20 protein-coding genes are annotated in these 22,223 nt (G+C 67.5%); 16 read left to right on the top strand and 4 right to left on the bottom strand.

Annotated elements, in window-relative coordinates; translation table 11 throughout:
* Window positions 1-156 precede the first annotated feature (156 nt).
* The 13 genes from metE (at window position 157) to ppa (ending at window position 16,458) form a co-directional block, all read left to right on the top strand.
* On the top strand, window positions 157-2,454 hold the full coding sequence (metE, locus tag SB816_RS24635; RefSeq protein ID WP_410547664.1) for a 5-methyltetrahydropteroyltriglutamate--homocysteine S-methyltransferase: 2,298 nt from the start codon (window positions 157-159) through the stop codon (window positions 2,452-2,454).
* A gap of 161 nt (window positions 2,455-2,615) precedes the next feature.
* Window positions 2,616-6,587 (top strand): Pls/PosA family non-ribosomal peptide synthetase, encoded by a 3,972-nt coding sequence (locus SB816_RS24640; RefSeq protein ID WP_410547665.1) that lies wholly within the window; start codon window positions 2,616-2,618, stop codon window positions 6,585-6,587.
* 142 nt (window positions 6,588-6,729) lie between these two features.
* Window positions 6,730-7,332 carry a DUF2889 domain-containing protein gene (locus tag SB816_RS24645; RefSeq protein ID WP_049072472.1) on the top strand — a complete coding sequence of 201 codons (603 nt, stop codon included), beginning with the start codon at window positions 6,730-6,732 and terminating at the stop codon, window positions 7,330-7,332.
* Between the two features lie 10 nt (window positions 7,333-7,342).
* Entirely contained in the window at window positions 7,343-8,503 is a 1,161-nt protein-coding gene (gene sucC, locus SB816_RS24650) for an ADP-forming succinate--CoA ligase subunit beta (RefSeq protein WP_006388409.1), read from the top strand.
* Window positions 8,504-8,528: 25 nt separating this feature from the next.
* Entirely contained in the window at window positions 8,529-9,410 is an 882-nt protein-coding gene (gene sucD / locus SB816_RS24655; protein ID WP_006388410.1) for a succinate--CoA ligase subunit alpha, read from the top strand.
* Between the two features lie 247 nt (window positions 9,411-9,657).
* Window positions 9,658-10,356: a TerC family protein gene (locus tag SB816_RS24660; RefSeq protein ID WP_054501364.1), complete on the top strand. Its 699-nt coding sequence runs from the start codon at window positions 9,658-9,660 to the stop codon at window positions 10,354-10,356.
* Between the two features lie 104 nt (window positions 10,357-10,460).
* Window positions 10,461-11,180 (top strand): TerC family protein, encoded by a 720-nt coding sequence (locus SB816_RS24665; RefSeq protein ID WP_049072474.1) that lies wholly within the window; start codon window positions 10,461-10,463, stop codon window positions 11,178-11,180.
* Window positions 11,167-11,292, top strand: coding sequence for a hypothetical protein (locus SB816_RS24670; RefSeq protein ID WP_258955702.1), 126 nt, complete (start codon window positions 11,167-11,169; stop codon window positions 11,290-11,292). The genes SB816_RS24665 and SB816_RS24670 overlap by 14 nt, the downstream gene beginning before the upstream one ends.
* Before the next feature lie 6 nt (window positions 11,293-11,298).
* The gene (gene hemC / locus SB816_RS24675) at window positions 11,299-12,246 is read left to right on the top strand and encodes a hydroxymethylbilane synthase (RefSeq protein WP_054501363.1); all 948 of its coding nucleotides are present in this window, start codon (window positions 11,299-11,301) and stop codon (window positions 12,244-12,246) included.
* On the top strand, window positions 12,246-13,058 hold the full coding sequence (locus SB816_RS24680) for a uroporphyrinogen-III synthase (RefSeq protein ID WP_410547666.1): 813 nt from the start codon (window positions 12,246-12,248) through the stop codon (window positions 13,056-13,058). Before hemC ends, SB816_RS24680 begins: the two co-directional genes overlap by 1 nt.
* 37 nt (window positions 13,059-13,095) lie before the next feature.
* Window positions 13,096-14,286, top strand: coding sequence for a uroporphyrinogen-III C-methyltransferase (locus SB816_RS24685; protein WP_054501361.1), 1,191 nt, complete (start codon window positions 13,096-13,098; stop codon window positions 14,284-14,286).
* Between the two features lie 5 nt (window positions 14,287-14,291).
* Window positions 14,292-15,899, top strand: coding sequence for a heme biosynthesis HemY N-terminal domain-containing protein (locus tag SB816_RS24690; protein WP_064522679.1), 1,608 nt, complete (start codon window positions 14,292-14,294; stop codon window positions 15,897-15,899).
* Between the two features lie 28 nt (window positions 15,900-15,927).
* Window positions 15,928-16,458: an inorganic diphosphatase gene (gene ppa / locus SB816_RS24695; RefSeq protein WP_049072482.1), complete on the top strand. Its 531-nt coding sequence runs from the start codon at window positions 15,928-15,930 to the stop codon at window positions 16,456-16,458.
* Here the strand turns inward: ppa and SB816_RS24700 are convergent, their stop codons facing one another.
* From SB816_RS24700 to SB816_RS24715, 4 genes are all read right to left on the bottom strand, one after another.
* The gene (locus tag SB816_RS24700) at window positions 16,459-17,295 is read right to left on the bottom strand and encodes an IclR family transcriptional regulator (RefSeq protein ID WP_054501359.1); all 837 of its coding nucleotides are present in this window, start codon (window positions 17,293-17,295) and stop codon (window positions 16,459-16,461) included.
* Between the two features lie 14 nt (window positions 17,296-17,309).
* The gene (locus tag SB816_RS24705; RefSeq protein WP_410547667.1) at window positions 17,310-18,074 is read right to left on the bottom strand and encodes an SDR family NAD(P)-dependent oxidoreductase; all 765 of its coding nucleotides are present in this window, start codon (window positions 18,072-18,074) and stop codon (window positions 17,310-17,312) included.
* Complete coding sequence (locus SB816_RS24710) at window positions 18,071-19,282, bottom strand: ABC transporter substrate-binding protein (RefSeq protein WP_054501357.1); 1,212 nt, start codon at window positions 19,280-19,282, stop codon at window positions 18,071-18,073. Before SB816_RS24710 ends, SB816_RS24705 begins: the two co-directional genes overlap by 4 nt.
* A 79-nt stretch (window positions 19,283-19,361) precedes the next feature.
* Complete coding sequence (locus SB816_RS24715; RefSeq protein ID WP_049072486.1) at window positions 19,362-19,760, bottom strand: cupin domain-containing protein; 399 nt, start codon at window positions 19,758-19,760, stop codon at window positions 19,362-19,364.
* 216 nt (window positions 19,761-19,976) lie between these two features.
* Here SB816_RS24715 and SB816_RS24720 point away from each other — a divergent pair, with 216 nt between their 5' ends.
* From SB816_RS24720 to SB816_RS24730, 3 genes are read left to right on the top strand one after another with little or no spacing between them, the layout of a single operon-like run.
* Window positions 19,977-20,756 (top strand): SDR family NAD(P)-dependent oxidoreductase, encoded by a 780-nt coding sequence (locus tag SB816_RS24720; RefSeq protein ID WP_144654915.1) that lies wholly within the window; start codon window positions 19,977-19,979, stop codon window positions 20,754-20,756.
* 10 nt (window positions 20,757-20,766) lie between these two features.
* The gene (locus SB816_RS24725) at window positions 20,767-21,528 is read left to right on the top strand and encodes an ABC transporter ATP-binding protein (protein WP_054501355.1); all 762 of its coding nucleotides are present in this window, start codon (window positions 20,767-20,769) and stop codon (window positions 21,526-21,528) included.
* A complete protein-coding gene (locus SB816_RS24730; RefSeq protein WP_336235899.1) occupies window positions 21,528-22,220 on the top strand; it encodes an ABC transporter ATP-binding protein in 693 nt (230 codons plus the stop codon). The genes SB816_RS24725 and SB816_RS24730 overlap by 1 nt, the downstream gene beginning before the upstream one ends.
* The last annotated feature ends 3 nt before the right edge of the window (window positions 22,221-22,223 follow it).

The following is a 22,223-nucleotide window of genomic DNA, read 5'->3' on the forward strand; positions in this document are numbered from 1 at the left end:
GCGATCCGCGGCCGGGACTGCCAGCCCCGGAGGGAGTGTGCTCACATTATATGAGGTTTTTTCATCTTATAAATGTAGACATTGATTTTGATTCATTTTGCTTTGGCGTCAGAATGGCTGGCACTTGAACAAATTTTGTCTGACGACGGGATTGCCATGACTACGATTCATAATTTGGGGTTCCCCCGCATTGGTGCCCAGCGGGAACTGAAGCGCGCTGTCGAAGCCTACTGGGCGGGCAAGCAGACCGGCGAAGCGCTGGAGCAGACGGGCCGCGAGCTGCGCGCCCGGCACTGGAAGGTACAGGCCGACGCTGGCGTCAAGTTCGTGCCCGTCGGCGATTTCGCCTGGTACGACCAGATCCTGGAATGGACCACACTGCTGGGCGCCGTGCCCGCGCGCTTCGGCCAGAAAGACAGCGAGCCGGTCTCGCTGGATACGCTGTTCCGCATGGGACGCGGGCGCGCCCCGTCGGGCAAGCCCGCCGCCGCCTGCGAAATGACCAAGTGGTTCGACACCAACTACCACTACATCGTGCCGGAGCTGGTGCCGGGCCAGAGCTTTCGCATCGCCCGTGAATCGCTGTTCGAGCAGATCGGGGAAGCGCAGGCATTGGGCCACGCCGTCAAGCCGGTGATCCCGGGGCCGCTGACCTGGCTGTTCCTCGGCAAGGGCGACGCTTTCGACGAGGGCGCGGCCGATACGGCCAAGCTGCAACTGCTGGCCCACCTGGTGCCCGTGTACGAAGAGGTGCTGGCGCGCGTGGCCAAGCTGGGCGTGGAGTGGGTGCAGATCGACGAGCCGATCCTGGTGCTGGACCTGCCGCAGGCTTGGCGCGACGCCTTCAAGCAGGTGTACGCCACGCTGTCGACCAGCCCGGTCAAGCTGCTGATCGCCACTTACTTCGACGGCCTCAAGGACAATCTGAGCACGGCGCTGGCGCTACCGGTGGCCGGCGTGCACGTGGATCTGGTGCGCGCTCCCGAACAACTGGCCGACGTGCTGGCCGGCCTGGGCTCGGACAAAGTGCTGTCCGCCGGCGTCATCAACGGCCGCAACATCTGGCGCACCGACCTGGACGCCGCCCTCGCCACGCTGACGCCGGTCAGGCAGCAACTGGGCGAGCGCCTGTGGCTGGCGCCGTCGTGCTCGCTGCTGCACGTGCCGGTGGATCTGGCCAACGAAACCGAGCTGGACGCCGAACTCAAGAGCTGGCTGTCGTTCGCGGCGCAGAAGCTTGAAGAACTGAGCCTGCTGGGTCGCGCGTTGGACGGCGCGGCTGATGCCGGCGTGCAGGAAGGCCTGGCCAGGCAGCGCGCCGCCCTGGCCGCGCGTCGCTCGTCGAGCCGCATCCACAATCCCTCGGTGGCGCAGCGCATGGCCGAGTCGGCCAGCGTGTCGCGTGACCGCGCGCCATTCGCCGGCCGCATCGCCCGTCAGCAGGAGGAACTGGGCCTGCCGGCCTATCCGACCACCACCATCGGTTCGTTCCCGCAGACCGCCGAGATCCGTGCGCTGCGCCGCGACTGGAAGTCGGGCGCGCTGACCGACGCGGCCTACGAGACCGCCATCCGCAAGGAAATCGAGGAAGTGATCCGCTTCCAGGAGAAGGTCGGCCTGGACGTGCTGGTGCACGGCGAACCCGAGCGCAACGACATGGTGGAATACTTCGGCGAGCTGCTGGCCGGCTTCGCCTTCACCAAGAATGGCTGGGTGCAGAGCTACGGCTCGCGCTGCGTCAAGCCGCCGATCATCTTCGGCGACGTGGCCCGGCCCGCGCCCATGACCGTCGGCTGGTCCTCGTACGCCCAGTCGCTGACCGACAAGCCGGTCAAGGGCATGCTGACCGGGCCGGTCACCATTCTGCAGTGGTCGTTCGTGCGCGACGACCAGCCGCGCGAACAGACCTGCCGCCAACTGGCGCTGGCGCTGCGCGACGAGGTGGTGGACCTGGAGGCCGCCGGCATCAGCGTCATCCAGATCGACGAGCCGGCGATCCGCGAAGGCCTGCCGTTGCGCCGCGCCGACTGGCAGGCGTACCTGGACTGGGCGGTGGACTGCTTCCGTCTGTCGACCGCCGGCGTGCGCGACGAGACGCAGATCCACACGCACATGTGCTATTCGGAGTTCAACGACATCATCGAATCGATCGCCGCCATGGACGCGGACGTGATCACGATCGAGACGTCGCGCTCCAACATGGAATTGCTCAAGGCGTTCGAGGACTTCCGCTACCCCAACGATATCGGCCCGGGCGTTTACGACATCCATTCGCCCAACGTGCCCGAAGTGGACTGGATGGTCGGCCTGATGCAGAAGGCCGCCGCCCGCCTGCCGAAGGAGCGGCTGTGGGTCAATCCGGACTGCGGCCTGAAGACGCGCGCCTGGCCTGAAACCGAAGCCGCGCTGAGCGGCATGGTGCAAGCCGCTCGCGCGCTGCGCGACGCCGCCTGAGCCGCCACGCTCGGGCCTGTCTCCCGGGTCCGGCAGCCCGGAACCCCTGTGTTGTGCGCGGGATGCACACCACAGGGGTTTTTTTCATTGGCGCTTGAACGAATTGGCGCCTTGTGGGTCAATAGGCAAAACATCCCTTCTGCTGGATTGTCGCCGTACCTATGATTCTCCAAGGCCCCTATCGGCCGGATCTGCTTGCCGCGGAGACGCTGCCCGATATTCTGGAAGCCACGATCCTGCGGTATCCCGCCGCCGCGGCCATTCATTGGCTGGATCAGACTCTCACCTACGAAGCGCTCGGGCGGCGCGCCGACCTGGCCGCGCACCACCTGATCGAGGCCGGCGTGCGGCCGGGCGACATCGTCGGCCTGTGCCTGCCGCGCGGCGACGACCTGCTCGTGATGCAGGCCGCCATCGCCAAGGCGGGCGCGGCCTGGCTGCCGTTCGAATCCGACACGCCGCCCGACCGCATGCTGGTTTGCCTGCAGGATGCGGGCGCGCGCGGCCTGGTTGCGGGCGGCGACGTGCGCCTGGACGGCATGATCACCTGGACCACCTGGGAGCTGTCGGTGGCGGTCGATGCGCCGCTGCGCCGGCGCGACGGCCTGCTGCCGGAGCACCCGGCCTACGTGATCTACACCTCGGGTTCGACTGGCAAGCCCAAGGGCGTGCCCATCAGCCAGGCCAGCATCTGCCATTTCCTGCGCAGCGAAAACGAAGTGCTGGGCGTGCGCCACGGCGACAAGGTGTACCAAGGGTTTTCGGTGGCCTTCGACATGTCGTTCGAGGAAATCTGGATCAGCTACCTGGTCGGCGCCACGCTCTGGGTGGCGCCCAAGATGCTGACCACGGATCCCGAGGCATTGCCCGATGCGCTGGTGCGCGAGGGCGTGACGGTGCTGCATGCGGTGCCGACGCTGCTGGCGCTGTTCGCGCGCGACGTGCCTGGCCTGCGCATCGTCAACCTGGGTGGCGAGATGTGCCCGGAATTCCTGGTGCAGCGCTGGGCCACGCCGGGTCGCCGGCTGTTCAATACCTATGGCCCGACCGAGACCACCGTATCGGCCAGCCTGGCCGAGCTGCTGCCGGGCCAGCCCGTGACCATTGGCACCCCGCTGCCCAACTACGGCATGCTGATCCGCGGCGAGGACGGCGCCGTGCTGCCGCAGGGCCAGACCGGCGAGCTCTGTATCACCGGCCCTGGCGTGGCCGGCGGCTATCTGGGGCGGCCCGAACTGACGGCCGAGAAGTTCCTGGCCAATCCGCGTCCGAGCGGCGACCACGACACCCGCATGTACCGCAGCGGCGACTTGGCGCGCATCGACGAAAACGGCCAGATCCAGTGCCTGGGCCGCAGCGACGACCAGGTCAAGGTGCGCGGCTTTCGTGTCGAACTGGGCGAGATCGAGGCCGCGCTGTACCGGCAGGCCGGCATTGGCGCGGCCGCCGTGGTGCTGCGCGACCTGGCGGGCATCGACCAACTGGTGGCGTTCCTGACCCCCGAGGGTGACGCGCGGCTCGATCCGCACGCGCTGCGCGCCGCGCTGGCCGCGGAGCTGCCCGCCTACATGATTCCGGCCCGCTTCGAGTTGGTGGCCGAGGTGCCGCGCCTGACCTCGGGCAAGATCGACCGCAAGGCGCTGAAGGCACGCGAGCTGGCCACCGCCTCCGAGCCCAGCGGCGAAGACGACACGCCGGTCTCGCCCGCCGAGCACGCCTTGTTCGAAGCCCTGCGGCCGTTGTTTCCCGGCCAGCCGCTGCGGCTGGCCAGCGATTTCTTCCGCGACCTGGGCGGCCATTCGCTGCTGGCCGCGCGGCTGGTGTCGTCGCTGCGCAAGCATCCGCAGTTTTCCGCTCTGACCATGCATGAGCTCTACCAGCATTCCGTGCTGGGCGCGCTGGCGGCGCGGCTCGACACGCTGGCGGCCGAATCGGCGGCCGCGGCGGCGCCGCTCCAGCCGACGCCGATCGAGCGCGCGCCGGAATGGCGGCGTTGGGCCTGCGGCCTGGCGCAGTTGGCGGTGCTGCCGCTCCTGATCGGCGTGCGCATGCTGATCTGGCTGACGCCGTTCTTCACGTATCACTACTTCACCGGCGACGAGGGCGACTCGGTCTGGCGCGCGGTGGCGTTGTCGATCGCCAGCTACCTGGCCTGCAACCTGCTCAGCTTCGGCGTGGCGGTGGTCTGCAAGTGGGGCATCCTGGGCCGGCTCAAGGTGGGCCGCTATCCGCTCTATGGCTGGACCTTCTACCGCTGGTGGCTGGTCGACCGCATCCTCGACATTCCGCCGGCGCACCTGTTGGCGGGCTCGCCGCTGCAGGCCTGGTACCTGCGGGCGCTGGGCGCGCGCATCGGCCGCGATACCGCCATCAGCCGCATTTCGGTGCGGGCGCCCGACCTGCTGACGGTGGCCGACGGCGTCAGCGTCGGCGCGGCGGTGAACCTGGAGAATTTCGAGGTCCACGGCGCGCACTGGGAGGTGGCGCCGATCACGCTGGGCGAGAACGCCTACGTGGGCTCGTATGCGGTGGTGCAGGGCGGCGTCACGATCGAGGCCGACGGCCGGCTCGAAGGGCTGTCGTCCCTGGCGGCCGGCGCGCGCATCCCCGCCGGCCAGATCTGGAGCGGCGCGCCGGCGCGGCACGACCCGCTGGCGCGCGCCCCCGAGCTGCCGCCGCGGCCGGTGCGCGAGGGGCGCTGGGCGCGGCTCGACATGCTGGCCTACGCCGCCGGCGGCACGCTGATCGCCGCGCTGTTCTTCATGCCCGTGTTTCCCAGCTTCGTGCTGATCGACTGGATCGACGCGCGCTGGCTCGACCTGATGGGCTCGCGCGTCTGGTGGCCGAATGCGTTCCTGGCCTATCTGCTGCTGGCCTTGCCGGCCAGCGCCTTGCTGCTGCTGCTGACCGTGCTGGTCTCGGCCATGCTGCGCTGGGCGTTGCTGCCGCGCTTGAGCGGCGGGCGCTGGCCGGTCTATGGCCAGATCTATCTGCGGCGCTGGCTCACCAACCAGATCCAGGAGTCCAGCCTGAGCGTGCTGCACGGCCTGTACGCCTCGATCTATGCCGGCACCTGGTATCGGCTGCTGGGCGCGAAGGTGGGGCGCGGCACCGAAATCTCGACCGCGATGGGCATCGTGCCGGACATGCTGACGCTGGGCCGCGACAGCTTCATTGCCGATGGCGTGATGCTGGGCGACGAGGAGGTCGACCGGGGCTGGATGACCATGCGACCCACCGTCATCGGCAATCGCAGCTTCGTGGGCAACGGCGCCTACGTGCCGGACGGCTCGGTGCTGCCCGACGACGTGTTGATCGGCGTGCAGAGCCGGGCGCCTGCCAATGCCCGCATGGCCAGCGGCCAGACCTGGCTCGGCAATCCGCCGCTGGCGCTGCCGGCGCGGGAGCAGGCGGCCGGCTTTCCCGAGCACCTGACCTTCCGCCCCAGCCTGGGCCGCAAGGTGGCGCGCGGCGCGGTCGAGCTGATGCGCATGATTCTGCCGCTGGCCGTGGTGATCGCGGTGGGCTACCTGACGGTCATGAAGGTCATCCCGATCGCGGCGCGCGACGGTTTCGTGGCGGCGTTCGACGAACTGATGCTGGCCGGCGTGCTGTATGGCGTCGGCACCTTCCTGTTTCTGGTGGCGCTCAAATGGCTGCTGATCGGCCGCTACCGACCGCACGCCGAACCAATGTGGACGCCGTTCGTGTGGAAGAGCGAGGCCGTGACCAGCCTGTATGAGTCGATCGCGGTGCCGAACTTCTTCAATTTCCTGCGCGCCACGCCCTGGCTGCCGCTGGCCCTGCGCTGCATGGGCGCGCGGATCGGCAGGCGGGTGTTCATGGACACCACCGACATCACCGAATACGACTGTGTATCAATTGGGGACGATGCCGTGCTGCATGCCTGGTCGGGGCCGCAGACGCACCTGTTCGAGGACCGCGTCATGAAGATCGGGCAGGTCCGTATCGGTAACGGCGTCAATGTCGGCCCGCGCAGCACCATCCTGTATGACACCCGGGTCGAGGACGGGGCCCGCCTGGGCCCGCTGACCCTGGTGCTCAAGGGCGAAAGCATCCCGGCGGGGCAGGCCTGGATGGGCAGTCCGGCCACGCCGTGGACACAACGCTGAGGCGGCGCGGCGCGATCTGCCCGGGCGACGGGCGTTCGCGCCGCGCATTTTGACCGTCGGGGCAGGGCGGGCTGCGCTATACTTTGAAGGTTTTGTTGCCGCGCACCATGCGCCGGCCGTCTTCGCCCCGCAGGCCCCAAGCATGCCCTTGCCACCGCCGGATTGTCCTCGCCAGCCGCTGCACACGCGTTCCATACGCGTGCAGTCGTATGCGCGCGATGACGGCAACTGGGACCTGGAAGCCGAGCTCATCGACGTCAAGGCGTACGATTTTCCCAAGCGCGACGGCGAGATGTTCAAGGCGGGGCAACCCATCCACCATATGCACCTGCGCATCACCATCGATGGCGATTTCACCATCGTGGCCGCGCGGGCCGTCTATGATGCCGCTCCCTATGGCGAGCACTGCATGGCCATCGAATCCGCCTACGCTGACCTGGTCGGCATGAACCTGCTCAAGGGGTTCCGCCGTCAGGTCAAGGAACGCTTCGGCCATGTCGAGGGCTGTACGCACATGACCGAGCTGTCGCAGGTGCTTCCCACCGCGGCGGTGCAGACCATGGCCAATCGCCGGCGGCAGGAAAGCAACCCGAACCGGCGTCCGTTCCAACTGGACGGCTGTCATGCCCTGAGCACCGACGGCCCGGTGGTGGCTGAGCACTATCCCAAGTGGTACACCGGGGGTAGCGCTGAGGCATCGGCCGATTCGACCTCCGATTCACCTTCTCTTTCTCATACGTCCTGACAGGTAACACATGAAAATCCACGAGTATCAAGGCAAGGAACTGCTGAAGCAATTTGGCATCCCGGTGCCGCGCGGGATTCCCGCTCTTTCCGTCGACGAGGCCGTGGCTGCCGCTGAAAAGCTGGGTGGACCGGTCTGGGTCGTCAAGGCACAGATCCACGCGGGCGGCCGCGGCAAGGGCGGCGGCGTGAAGCTGGCGCGCTCGCTGGACGACGTGCGCAAGCTCGCCTCCGAAATCCTGGGCATGCAACTGGTCACGCACCAGACCGGCCCGGAAGGCCAGAAGGTCCGCCGCCTGTACATCGAAGACGGCGCCGACATCCAGAAGGAATACTACGTGTCGCTGGTCACCGACCGCGCCACCCAGAAGGTCGCCTTCATCGCCTCCAGCGAAGGCGGCATGGACATCGAGGAAGTGGCCCACTCCACCCCCGAGAAGATCGTCACCGAATACATCGATCCGCTGACCGGCCTGTCGGCCGAGCAAGCCACCAAGATCGCCAACGCGATCGGCCTGCCCGCCGACTCGACCGCCCAGGCCGTGGACGTGTTCCAGAAGCTCTACAAGTGCTACATGGACACCGACGCCTCGCTGGTCGAAATCAACCCCCTGAACCGCGACAGCAAGGGCAACATCATCGCCCTGGACGCCAAGTTCAACTTCGACTCCAACGCCCTGTTCCGTCACCCGGAAATCGTCGCCTACCGCGACCTGGACGAAGAAGATCCGGCTGAAATCGAAGCCTCGAAGTTCGACCTGGCCTACATCCAGCTCGACGGCAACATCGGCTGCCTGGTGAACGGCGCCGGCCTGGCCATGGCCACCATGGACACCATCAAGCTGTTCGGCGGCGAGCCGGCCAACTTCCTGGACGTCGGCGGCGGCGCCACGGCCGAGAAGGTCACGGAAGCCTTCAAGATCATGCTCAAGAACAAGAGCGTGAAGGCCATCCTGGTCAACATCTTCGGCGGCATCATGCGCTGCGACGTCATCGCCGAAGGCGTGATCGCCGCTTGCAAGGCCGTCAACCTGAACGTGCCGCTGGTCGTGCGCATGAAGGGCACCAACGAAGAACTCGGCAAGAAGATGCTGGCCGAGTCGGGCCTGCCGATCATCAGCGCCGACACGATGGCCGAAGCCGCCACCCGCGTCGTCGCCGCCGTCAAGTAAAGAGAAAAAATCCAAGGATTCACAAATGTCGATTCTGATCAACAAGGACACCAAGGTCATCACCCAGGGCATCACGGGCAAGACCGGTCAGTTCCACACTCGCATGTGCCGCGAGTACGCCAATGGCAAAGCCGCCTTCGTGGCCGGCGTGAACCCCAAGAAGGCCGGTGAGGACTTCGAAGGCGTGCCGATCTTCGCGTCGGTCAAGGACGCCAAGGCCGACACCGGCGCCACCGTGTCGGTCATCTACGTGCCGCCCGCCGGCGCCGCCGCCGCCATCTGGGAAGCCGTCGAGGCCGAGCTGGATCTGGTGATCTGCATCACCGAAGGCATCCCGGTCCGCGACATGCTGGAAGTCAAGAACCGCATGAAGGCCAAGGGCAGCAAGACGCTGCTGCTGGGCCCGAACTGCCCCGGCCTGATCACCCCGGACGAAATCAAGATCGGCATCATGCCCGGTCACATCCACCGCAAGGGCCGCATCGGCATCGTCAGCCGCTCGGGCACCCTGACGTACGAAGCCGTGGCGCAAGTCACCGAGCTGGGCCTGGGTCAATCCAGCGCCGTCGGCATCGGTGGCGACCCCATCAACGGCCTCAAGCACGTCGACGTCCTGAAGATGTTCAATGACGATCCCGACACCGACGCCGTCATCATGATCGGCGAGATCGGCGGTCCGGACGAAGTCAACGCCGCCCAGTGGGCCAAGGACAACATGAAGAAGCCGGTCGTCGGCTTCATCGCCGGTGTCACCGCCCCTCCCGGAAAGCGCATGGGCCACGCCGGCGCGCTGATCTCCGGCGGCGCCGACACGGCCGACGCCAAGCTGGAAGTCATGGAAGCCTGCGGCATCCGCACCACGCGCAACCCCTCCGAAATGGGCAAGCTGCTCAAGTCGGTGCTGTAAGGTTGTGCGCATGAAGAAGGCCCGCCTCGGCGGGCCTTTTTTTCGTTCCAGCCTAGGGAAATCCCGTGTCCATGATGCGGCCGGCGAAACATACGGAAAGCTGAACGAAACTATAATGAAAGAAATTCTGCACGTACCCAGCAAGAATGCCGTCGGGCTCGCACCAAGACGGTCAGTACGTCTTTTTGTCTTTTCCACCCATTCATTTGGTTTGTCCTAGGGGGATCACGTCCTAGGAAAGAGAGGTATGGAACTCAGTTCAGCGGCATTCTGGTTAGCGTTGCTCCAGATCATTTGGGTCAACATTCTGCTGTCGGGCGATAACGCCGTGGTGATTGCGCTGGCCGCGCGCTCGCTGCCGCCGGCGCAGCAAAAGAAAGCGATCGTGATCGGCTCGGCCGCCGCGATCATCATGCGTATCGTGCTGACGCTGGTGGCCGCCAAGCTGCTGATGCTGCCGTGGCTCAAGCTCATCGGCGCACTGCTGCTGGTGTACATCGGCGTGACCCTGTTGCTGCCGGAAGGCGAGGAAGAGGGGGACGGCAAGACCCATGGCAATCTGCTGACCGCAATCCGCACTATCATGATCGCCGACCTGGTCATGAGCCTGGACAATGTGGTGGCCGTGGCCGCCGCGGCGATGGGCGACACCACGCTGCTGGTGCTGGGCCTGGCGATCAGTATTCCGCTTGTGATTTTCGGCAGCACGCTGCTGCTCAAGGTCATCGAACGCTTCCCGCTCATCGTCTGGGTGGGCGCGGCGTTGTTGGGCTTCATCGCCGGCGAATTGCTGGTGGGTGATCCCGCCCTGCAGGAGCCGGTGGCGCGCATCGATGCGGCATTGGGCGTGACCCAGCACAGCTTCGCCCTCATGACCGGAGCGTTGGGCGCGGTGCTGGTACTGGCGATCGGCAAAGTTTTGCTGATGCGCCAGAAAGCTGACTGAAAGCTGAACTACAATAATACGTTGTTCCAAGCCCGCCGCCACGGCGGCGGGCCGGCCGGCACGGGGCCGGCCTTTATTTTGATAAATGCCTTCGGGGGTTCAAATTGCTTGAGTTTTTCCAGACGCTGAGTTGGGCAGCGGTATTCCAGATCATCCTCATCGACATCCTGCTCGGCGGCGACAACGCGGTGGTGATCGCGCTGGCGTGCCGCAACCTGGAGCCCAAGCAGCGCATGCAGGGCATCCTGTGGGGCACCGCCGGCGCCATCCTGCTGCGCGTGGTCCTGATCGCCTTTGCGCTGACCCTGCTGTCGATCCCGTTCCTGAAGGTGGTGGGCGGCCTGTTGCTGGTCTGGATCGGCGTCAAGCTGCTGGTGCCCGAGGATGACGCCCATGGCAACGTGAAGGGCGGCACATCCATCATCGCCGCCATCAAGACCATCATCATCGCCGACTTCGTGATGAGCCTGGACAACGTCATCGCCATCGCCGGCGCGGCCCAGAATGCTCACGCTGATCATCAGATCGGTCTGGTTATTTTCGGCCTGGTCGTGAGCGTGCCCATCATCATCTGGGGCAGCACGCTGGTCCTGAAGCTGATCGACCGCTATCCGCTGGTGGTGACTTTCGGCGCGGCGCTGCTCGGCTGGATCGCGGGCGGCATGCTGGTCACGGACGTGTTTGTCGAAGGTCAATTCGGCGTCCAGCCCACTGCGGTTAAAATCGGCGTAGAAATCTTCGGCGCCTTGCTCGTTGTTGTCCTTGGACGGTGGCTGGCAAGCCGCAAAACTGCCTCCAAGGAATCCGTACATGAGTCTGCGTAGATCCGCCGATCCCCAGCAATCCGAATCAGGCCTGAGCCTCCTGCAGGGCCTGTTCGTGCTGGCCATCCTGGGCGTCGTGGCGACGGTCATCGTCTCCCACTTCGTTCGATGACGCCTCGTGTCTCTGCCGCAACGCTTGGTCATCGCGACCCGCGCCAGCCGGCTTGCCCTGTGGCAAGCCGAGCATGTGCGCGATCGACTGCGCACGCTGTACCCGGCGTGCGCGGTTGAACTGCTCACCCTGACGACCCGAGGCGACCAGATCCTCGACCGCACCCTCTCCAAGGTGGGCGGCAAGGGGCTCTTCGTCAAGGAACTCGAAAACGCCCTGCTCGACGGGCGCGCCGATCTGGCCGTGCATTGTCTGAAGGACATGCCGGTCGATCTGCAGGCGCCGTTCGAACTGTGCGCCGTGCTCGATCGCGCCGATCCGCGCGATGCCTTCGTCTCCAATCGCTACGACACGCTGGCCGACCTGCCGGCCGGCGCCGTCGTCGGCACCTCCAGCCTGCGCCGCGAATCGCAGATCCGCGCGCGTTATCCGCACCTGGCGGTCAAGCCGCTGCGCGGCAACCTCGATACCCGTCTGGGCAAGCTCGACCGCGGCGAATACGATGCCATCGTGCTGGCCGCCGCCGGCCTGAACCGGCTGGGCCTGACGGATCGCATCCGTTGCCTGCTCGATCCCTCGGATTGCCTGCCGGCGGCCGGGCAGGGCGCCCTGACCATCGAGATCCGCGACGATCGCGACGATATGCGTGCCTGGCTGGCGCCGCTGAACGATGCCACCGCGACCGCGATCTCGCTGGCCGAACGCGCGGTGTCGCGCCGGCTGGGCGGCTCCTGTCAGGTGCCGCTGGCGGCCTATGCCGAAATCCACGGCGGCAGCCTGACGCTGCGCGCGCTGGTGGCGTCGCCCGACGGCACGCGCACCCTGCGCGCCGAGCGCAGCGGTCCGGTGGGCCAGGCGCAGGCGATCGGCGAGGCGGTCGCCGCCGAGTTGTTCGATGCCGGCGCCCAGGCCATTCTCGACGAGCTGTTGCAAGACGCATCCCCCGAGGACTGATGGACAGGGCCGCCGCCCAAGCGCCGCGCGTGGCCGTGCTGACACGGCCCGCCGGTCGCAACGAGGCCCTGGCCGACCGCTTGCGCGCCGCGGGCTGGACGCCCTGCATCCTGCCCGCGCTCGATATCCACCCCCTGTCCGTCGCCGCCACGGACCTGCCGCGGCCGGCGGACTACGACATGGTGGTGTTCGTCAGCGGCAATGCCGCCCGGCAATACCTGGATCAACTGGCCCGAGCGGATGGTCCGGCGCCCTGGCCCGTGGACGTGGCCGTCGCCACGGTCGGACCGGCCAGCGCCGCAGGGCTGGCGGGGCTGCCGGGTTTTGGCGCGAATACAACAGTCCTGCATCCCGGCGACCAGGCCGCCAGCCACGATTCCGAGGCGCTCTGGGAGGTCCTTTGCGGCCTGCCACGGCTGCCGTCGCGGGTGTTGGTGGTGCGCGGCACGCAGGGCCGGGACTGGCTCAGCGAACAATTGCAGTCACATGGCGTCTCCGTGACACGTCACGCGGCCTACCGGCGCCTGCCGGCACAATGGGACGAGTTCGAGCTTGCGCGCCTGCGGAGCTGGGCCGCGCAGGGCGTGCCGGCCACCTGGCTCATCACCAGCGGCGAGGGCGCGGACTCGGTGCGCGACCAGTTGCAGGCGGCCGGGCTGGCCGCCTGGTGGGGCGGTTGCGGCTTTGTCCTGACCCATCCTTCGCTGGCGCGGCGCGTGCCGTCGCCGGCATCTGATCCGGGTTCGCAAGCAATGGTAAAAATCTGCATGCCCAACGACGAGTCGATTTTCCAGGCTTTTGTTGCTGCTTGATTCGTTGCTTCGGACTGACACCGAATACAATCGCGTCATGACAGACAAGACTCCCGCTACCGATCCGGCCGTTAACCCGGCCGCCCCGGGCGCCAGCGCGCCCGCATCGGCCCCGGCCGATTCCGTCACGGCCCGTCCGGCCAAGCGCGGCAGTGGCCCCCTGGTCACTGCCCTCATCATCGTCATCCTGCTCGCCGTCGGGCTGGGCTATGCCCTGTGGCAGCAACGCACGCAGTTCGTCGCCGCCGGCCGTGAGGTCGCCTCGCGCCTGGACACGCTGGCCGCCGACGTGGCGCAGGCGCGCAAGGACACTCGCGAAGCCCTGGCCCTGGCGCAAGCCCAGGCCGGTCGCCTGGGTGACCTCGAAGACAGCGTGCGCGAGACCCAGAGCCAGTACAACGCCCTGCAACAGGCCTGGCAGAACTTCAACGACAGCGCGAGCGACGAACTGCTGGCCAACGACGTCGAGCGCCTGCTTACCATCGGCAGCCAGCAACTCCGGCTGGCCGGCAACGTCTCCAACGCCATCGTCGCGCTGGAAACCGCGCAATCGCGCCTGGCGCGAGCCGACCGCCCGCGCTTCTCCAGCTTGCAGCAGGCCATCAACGGCGACCTGGACCGCCTGCGCGCCGTGTCCACCGTCGACATTCCGGCGCAGTCAGCCCGCATCGAGCGCCTGACGGCCCTGGTCGGCAAGGCGCCGCTGCTGGTGCCGGACGCCGCCGCGCCCGGCATCGCCGCCGGCGAGACTCGCCCCGCGACCCCGGCCCCCGCCCCGGTCGACCCTCAGGCCGGCCTGCCGGCCGACGCGGCCTGGTGGCAGCGCTGGCGCGCCGAAGTGGCCTCGTGGCCGGGCCGTGCCGGCTCGGCGCTGGCACATGAGCTTGGCGGCCTGATCTCGATCCAGCGCGTTGACGAACCCGCGGCGCTGCTGCTGTCGCCGGAACAGGCCGACCAGGTGCGCGGCACGCTGCGCCAGCGTCTCTTGACCGTGCAACTGGCCATGCTGATGCGCCAGCCCGCGGTCTGGAAAAGCGAGCTCGACAACGTCGGCGCCACGCTGGCCAAGTACTTCGACACCCGTTCGCCTGACACAGTCGCGGCCCAGAACCTGGCCCGCGAACTGGCGCAGACCGATATCGCGGTGCGCATGCCCGACGTGTCCGACAGCCTGAACGCCGTGGCCGCGCTGCGCGCCGCCGGCTTCAAGACCAGCGATCAGGACTGAGGCCCATGCGTACCTGGTTCTGGACACTGCTGCTCGCCGTCATCGCCGTCGCCCTGGCGGTGGTGCTGCGTTCCCATTCCGGCAACGTGCTGCTGCTGGTCTGGCCGTGGCGCATCTCGATGTCGCTGACGCTGGCCGTGCTGCTGATCGTGGCCGCCTTCGTCGTGCTGTACGTCGGCCTGCGCCTGTTGGCCTGGCTGCTTGCCATCCCTGATCGCGTCCGCGCCTGGCGCGGCAAGCGCGCCCAGGCGCGCGATCACGAGTTGCTCGAGCGCGGCTGGATCGGCCTGCTCGAAGGCCGTTATTCGCACGCCGAAAAAGACCTGACCAAGTTGCTCGAGCAGACCAAGGTGCAGACCCGCCGCGTGCTGGCCGCGCTGTCGGCCGCCCGTGCCGCGCATGGCCTGGGGGAATTCGACCGCCGCGACCGCCTGCTGGCGACCGCGCAGGAGCAGGCCGGCACCGACCCCGGCCTGGTGGAAGCCACCGCGACGGTGTCAGCCGACATGCTGCTGGACCAGGGCCGCGCCGAGCGCGCGCTGGCCGTGCTGGCGCCGCTGGCCGACGGCGGCGCGCGCCACCTGCATACCATGCGCCTGCTGCTGCGCGCGCACACGGCCCTGCATCATGACGAACAGGTCTTCACGCTGGCGCGCGGCCTGCTGCGCCGCAATGCCCTGGCGCGCACCGAGGGCGACCATCTGATCGACGTGGCCGGCGCGGCGCGCTTGCGTGCGGCGGCCGCCAACGACGGCTGGCGCGCCATCTGGAAAGACCTCAAGGCCGAGGAGCGCCTGCTGCCCGAGATCGCGCTGGCCGGCGCCGCCTCCTTCGAAGCGGCCGGCGAGGCCAACGAAGCCGCCAAGGTGCTCGAGGCCGCCATCGCCGTCAAATTCAACCCCGCCCTGGTGGCAGCCTACGCGCGCTGCGACGCCGAGCAGGTCTCGCGCCGGCTGGCCAAGGCCGAGACCTGGCTGCAGCAGCGCCCCACCGATCCCGACCTGCTGACCGCGCTGGGCATGCTGTGCCTGAACGGCCAGTTGTGGGGCCAGGCCGAACGCTACCTGCTGCGCAGCCTGTCGCGCCGTAGCGATGCGCAGACGCACGCGCTGCTGGGCAGCCTGTACGACCGTCTCGACCGTCCGGCCGATGCGGTGCGCCACTGGCGCCTCGCCACCGCCGCCAGCATGGCGCTGCCCGTGCTGGCCGCCGACGCGGCGCTGCCGGCGGCGGATACCGGCTCGGACCCGTACCGCCTGGACGCCGAGGGCGGGTACGCGGTCGGCCTGTCGGATATCGACGCCGATATCGGCGGCGACTATCCCGCGTTGCCGCCGGCCGTGGCCGCGTCGGCGTCGGACTACGTGCTGGACCCGGACGCCCGCGCCAACAAGGAGCAGCAGGCGCGCGCGCTGGCGCCGGAAGATGCGCCGGTCGTCGGCGGCACCTCCGACATCGACGAATATTTCGACAGCGCGCCGATCCCGGCCGCGGCGTTCGACAGCCCCGTGCCGACGTATTCGCCGGCCCCGCCGGCCACTCCCAAGCCGGCCGCGCCCGCGGTGCCGGCCCCGACCACCAAGCCGCCGTTCAAGGACGACGGTTCGCTTTGATCCTCTTTCAGACTGACAAGGTTCCATCATGAGTTATGACCGCGTGTCCCCCGGCAAGAAGCTGCCGGAAGACTTCAATGTGATCATCGAGATCCCCATGAACGCCGACCCGGTGAAGTACGAGGTCGACAAGGAATCGGGCGCGATCTTCGTCGACCGCTTCATGCTGACGGCCATGCACTACCCGTGCAACTACGGCTATATCCCGCAAACGCTGTCGGAAGACGGCGACCCCGCCGACGTGCTGGTGCTGACCCCGTTCCCCATCCAGATCGGCGCCGTGGTGCGCTGCCGCGCCATCGGCGTGCTGGAAATGGACGACGAGTCGGGTGGCGACGCCAAGCTGCTGGCCGTGCCGATCGAAAAGCTCTACCCCCCGTACCGCAACATCAAGTCGTACGAAGACCTGCCGGCCGAAGACACGGCCCGCATCCAGCACTTCTTCGAGCACTACAAGGACCTGGAGAAGGGCAAGTGGGTCAAGGTCAAGGGCTGGAAGGGCGTTGACGCCGCCCACGAGGAAATCCTCAAGAGCGCCGAGCGCTACAACAAGGGCTGATCAGGCCTTGCGCCGCGCCGGTGTCGCACCGGCGGGCGCCTTCAGGCGGCGCGGCCGCGACGGCATGATGCCGATCGCCGCCGCGCCGTTGTCTTGCAGGCCCTGCAGATTCTGCGTCACCTGCGCCGCCGCCTCCTGAATGCGTTCCTGCAGCAGCGCCAGCCGCTTGGCGGGCGTGCGCGCCTCGGCGGCGATGAACACCAGGCTGCCCACCACCTTCTGGTCGGGCGTGAAGATCGCCGAGCCGATCCCCATCAGGCCCGGGTCGACCTCGCCGTGCGACACGCACACGCCGGCTGCGCGCAGCCGTTTGATGTTGGCGCGGAACGCATCCCAGTCCTCGCCCAGCCCGGCCTCGCGGATTTCGGCGGCGTGCCACAGCATCAGGTTGCGCAACTGGTAAGGCGGCAGATTGGCCAGGATGGGCTTGGCGGTGGCGCCGCGGAACATGGGGAAGGGGCGGCCGCGCGCGTAGCTGGATTCGATGGAATGGTCGGTCCAGTAGCGGTCCACGCACATGACCTTGTCGCCGTAGTAGCTGCACAGCATCAGGTTGGCGTTGAGTTCGTCGCCCGTGGCGCGCATGACGTCGCGGGCCGCGCGCATCAGCGGGTCGTGCTGGCGCAGGTGCCGGTCCAGCTCGATGATGCGCGAGCCGAGCACGTAGGCGCCGCCGGCGGTCGGCGCCAGCAGGCCGCTTTCGGTGAGTGACTTGAGATAGCGGTAGGCGGTGGCGCGCGAGCACTCCAGATGCGCCATGACGTCCTCCTGGAACGCGGCGGTGGTGTCGTCGCGGAAGAGGTCGAGGATGGACAACATGCGATCGGGAGTGCTCATTGCTGCTGACGCGCCTAGTGAATGTGGAAGCCGCCGTTGACGTCGACCACGATGCCGGTTGAGTAGGAGGACAGGTCCGAGGCCAGGAACAGAATGGCCTGCGCCACTTCGGCCGGGGAGCCGAAGCGTTGCAGCGGAATGCCCTGTTTGAGTTCTTGTTCCCAATTTTCGCCGAATTTGCCGAGCGTCATGTCGGTCTCGATGATGCCCGGCGCCACGCAGTTGGCGCGCACGCCGCGCGGGCCCAGTTCGCGCGCCAGCGCCTTGGTGAAACTGATCACGCCGCCCTTGGAGGCGGCATAGTGCGAACCGCCCAGCAGGCCGCCGCCGCGCAAGGCGGCGGTCGACCCCAGGTTGACGATGGCCGGGCGTCGCCCGCTTTCCAGCAACTGGGGCAGGGCGGCGCGCGTCACGTTGTACGTGCCTGTCAGGTTGACGTCGATCATGCGGCGGAACTCGTCCTCGGGCAGGTCCCAGATGCGGGTCGCGGCGACGATGCCGGCGTTGTTCACCAGCACGTCGATGCCGCCCAGCGCCCGCGCCGCCTGCGCCACGGCCTGCTCGCAGGAGGCGCTGCTCGACACGTCGCAGTGCAGATTGACGCGGCCGCCGGTGAGGCCGGCGTCGGCGTGGTCGGGATAATCGCGGTCCAGCACCGCGACGCTGGCGCCTTGCGCCAGGAATTGCGCGACGATGGCGGCGCCGATGCCACGGGGGTTGGCGCCCCCCGTGACGACGGCGCGCTTGCCTGCCAGCAGGCCGGGCGCGCCGCCGCTCATGGCTTCACCAGCGCGCAACCGCCCTGGTCCAGCGGACGGAACGCCTGTTCGGCGGGAATCTTGCGCACCAGCTTGTAGTAGTCCCAGTCGCGCTTGGATTCCGACGGCTTCTTCACCTGGAACAGGTACAGGTCGCGCATCACGCGGCCATCCTCGCGGATGCGGCCGTTCTCGGTCATGAAGTCGTTGATGGGCGTTTCGTGCATCTTCTTGAGCACCGCCTCCGAGGCGTCGGTGCCGGCCGCCTTGATCGCGTTCAGGTAGTGCAGGGTGGCGCTGTAGTTGCTGGCCTGCACCATCGACGGCATGCGGCCGGTGCGTTTGAAATAACGCTCGGACCACTGGCGCGCCTTGTCGTCCTGGTCCCAATAGAACGGCTCGACCAGGTTCAGGCCCTGGGCGTATTCCAGCCCGACGCTGCGCACGTCGACGATGCTCATGAAGAGCGCGGCCACGCGCTGCTTGCTGCCCATGATGCCGAATTCGAACGCCTGCTTGATGCTGTTGATGGTGTCGCCGCTGCCGTTGGCCAGGCCGATCACCTGCGCCTTGGAGGCCTGCGCCTGCAGCAGGAACGACGAGAAGTCGGCGCTGGCGATGGGGTGGCGCACGCTGCCGACCACCTGGCCGCCCTTGGCCTTGACCACCGCCATGGCGTCGCGTTCGAGTGAATGGCCGAAGGCATAGTCGGAGGTGATGAAGAACCAGCTCTTGCCGCCGTCTTCCATGACGCCGCTGGCCACGCCGGTGGCGTAGGCGTAGGTGTCGTAGGTCCAGTGCATGCCGTTGGGCGAGCAGGCCTTGCCGGTCAGGTCGGCCGAGCCGGCGCTGGTGAAGATCACCACGCGCTTCATCTGGCGGGTCAGGTCCTGCACCGCCAGCGCGATGGCCGAGTTCGGCACGTCCAGGATCAGGTCGACCTTTTCGTTCTCGTACCAGCGCCGCGCGATCGAGACGCCGATGTCCACCTTGTTCTGGTGGTCGGCGGACACCACCTCGATGGGTTTGCCCAGCACCTTGCCGCCGAAATCCTCGACGGCCATCTTCACGGCCTCGACGCCGAACTTGCCGGACAGGTCGGCCATCATGCCGGACTGGTCGCCCAGCACGCCGATCTTGACGACGTCGTCGGATACCTGGGCCTGGGCCGACAGTGAAACGGCGCCCAGCGCGCAGGCGGCCAGGCAATGCTTGAAACGGATCTTCATGGTTTTGTCTCCTCGGGGGCTTGTATCTTGGCGCGCCGCCCTGTGCCGGGCGGTCGCGCGGGGTCTTGCCGGGGCGTGCCTATTCCAGCGTCTGGCCGGCGTAGGCGTCGATGAACAGGTTGGGTTTCAGGAAGAAGCTCAGCACCAGCGCGCCATGCGGAGCCCGGGCCACGTGGCGGTTGCCGCGCGGGCGCCAGACGTAGTCGCCGGCGCGCACTTCGCCTTCGGCGTCGACGATCGAGCCTTCCAGCACATAGGTCTGCTCGACCTCGACATGTTCATGCAGCGGCAGCTCGGTGCCGGGTTGCCAGCGGAACAGCGCGGTCAGCAGGCCGGACTCCTTGTCCTGCATCAGCACCTTCATGTCGATGCCTTCGACCTGCGTGGGCTTCCACGGCAGTTCATCCACTTTCAGGAAGCGCGATGCCAGTGGCGGCAGCGCGTTGGCCGCAGGGCAGCCAGGGGTTTCGAGGGCCATGATGTCTCCTAGCCAAAACTCGTTATGGAAGAAAAACTAAAAATCTTGTTATTGAGTGTTTAAAAATAGTCGCGTATATTGAGATTTATGTCAATCACGTTTTCCTGCAGGGACGGCGGATCGACACGAGCCGGGCCAGGGATGCCGAGCCTCGGGAAGCCTTTCCCGACGCGGATGTTCCGAGAGATCCGGCGCCTATAAGACAAGGAGACAAGCTTGAATCAGGACTATCTGGGCCAGACCTTCGGGTTGGCCGGGCGCACGGCGCTGGTGACGGGGGGCGCGCGCGGGCTGGGGTATGCGATCGCCGCCGGCCTGGGCCGGGCGGGCGGGCGCGTGGTGATCAACGATCTGTCGCAGGCCGCCTGCGACGCCGCTTGCGCGCAACTGGCCGCGGCCGGCATCCCGGCGCGCAGCGCGGTGTTCGACGTGGCCGACGGCGCCGCCGTGGCCGCGGCCATCGCGCAACTGGAAACCGATGGCGTGGCCATCGACGTGCTGGTCAGCAATGCCGGCAACCAGAACCGCAAACCGGTGGTCGAGATGGCGCCCGCCGAATGGCAGGCGCTGCAGAACGTGCACGTGAATGGCGCTTTCCATTGCGCCCGCGCGGTGCTGCCGGCGATGGCGGCGCGCGGCTTCGGCCGCATCGTGCTGATGTCATCCGTCGCCGGCCAGGCCACCATGCCGAACATCGCGGCCTACGCCACCGCCAAGGGCGCCATCGCGGCGTTTACCCGCGCGCTGGCGGTCGAGTATGGCGGCCAGGGCATCACCTGCAACGCATTGGCGCCGGGCTTCGTGCGCACCGACTTCACCCAGGGGCTGCAGGACAATCCGCAGTTCCAGTCGTTCCTGTCGACGGCGGTGCCGGTGGGGCGCTGGGCCACGCCTGAGGACATCGCGCCGGCGGTGGTGTACCTGGCTTCGCCGGGGGCTTCGTTCGTCAATGGCCACGTGTTGGCGATCGACGGCGGCCTGCTGGCCCGCATGTAGGAGGACGGCCATGAGTACCCAAGCGGTGCTGTCCGCCCAGGGGCTGGTCAAGCGGTTCGGCGGATTCAATGCCGTCGACGGCGTGTCCCTGGCCCTGCGGGAAGGTTCCATTCATGCCTTGATCGGCCCCAACGGCGCCGGCAAGACCACCTGCTTCAACCTGCTGACCAAGTTCCTGACGCCCGACCAGGGCGCAATCCATTATCGCGGCCGCGACATCACCGCGCTGGCGCCGGAGCAGATCGCGCGCCTGGGCATCGTGCGCTCGTTCCAGATTTCGGCGGTGTTCCTGGGGCTGACCGTGCTGCAGAACATGCGCGTGGCGCTGATGCGCCAGCATGGCGACGGGATGCGGTTCTGGCGCAGCCGTCGCAGTGTCGATCGCCTCAACGACCAGGGCCTGGCCCTGCTGGAGGCGGTCGGTCTGGCGGGCCTGGCCGACACCACGGCGGCCCTGTTGCCCTACGGCCGCAAGCGGGCGCTGGAAATCGCCATGACGCTGGCCCTGGAGCCTGAAGTGATGCTGCTGGACGAGCCGATGGCCGGCCTCGGCCAGGAAGACGTGGCGCGTATCGCGGCGCTGATCCGGCGCGTGTCGGCCAATCGCAGCATCCTGATGGTGGAGCACAACCTGTCGGTGGTCGCCGACCTGTCCGACACCATCACGGTGCTGGCGCGCGGCGCGGTGCTGGCGCAGGGCGACTACGCCACGGTATCGCGCGATGAGCGCGTCATTACCGCCTATATGGGCGCTGAAGAGGGGGACGACTGATGCTGTCGATCAAGGACCTCAACGCCTGGTATGGCGAATCGCATGTGCTGCACGGCGTCGACATCGACGTGCGGCGCGGCGAACTGGTCACGATCCTGGGCCGCAACGGCGCGGGCAAGACCACCACGCTGCGCGCCGTCATGGGCATCCTGGACAAGCGCCGCGGCTCGATCCTGTTGAATGGCCAGGAAACCGTGGGCATGGCGCCGCACCGCATCCCGCGGCTGGGCGTGGTGTATTGCCCGGAGGAACGGGCGGTGTTCCGCAGCCTGGACGTGACCGAGAACCTGCTGCTGCCGCCGCGCCTGGCCGACGGCGGCATGTCGCTGGACGAGATCTACACCCTGTTTCCCAACCTGCGCGAACGCAGCGGCAGCTCTGGCGGCAACCTGTCGGGCGGCGAGCAGCAGATGCTGGCGATCGCCCGCATCCTGCGCACCGGCGCCCAGTTGATCCTGCTGGACGAGCCCACCGAGGGGTTGGCGCCGGTGATCGTGCAGCAGATCGGGCAGGCCATCCGCACGCTCAAGGAGCGCGGCTTCACCATCGTGCTGGTCGAGCAGAATTTCCGCTTCGCCACCAAGGTGGCCGACCGCCACTACGTGATGGAGCATGGCCGCGTGGTCGACCAATTGTCGGCGCAAGAGGCGCGCAACGATCCCGAGCGGATCGCGCGCCGCCTGGGCGTCTGAGGG

Origin of the sequence: Achromobacter sp. SIMBA_011 (genome assembly GCF_046535435.1) — a bacterium.
GTDB lineage: Bacteria > Pseudomonadota > Gammaproteobacteria > Burkholderiales > Burkholderiaceae_B > Achromobacter > Achromobacter dolens.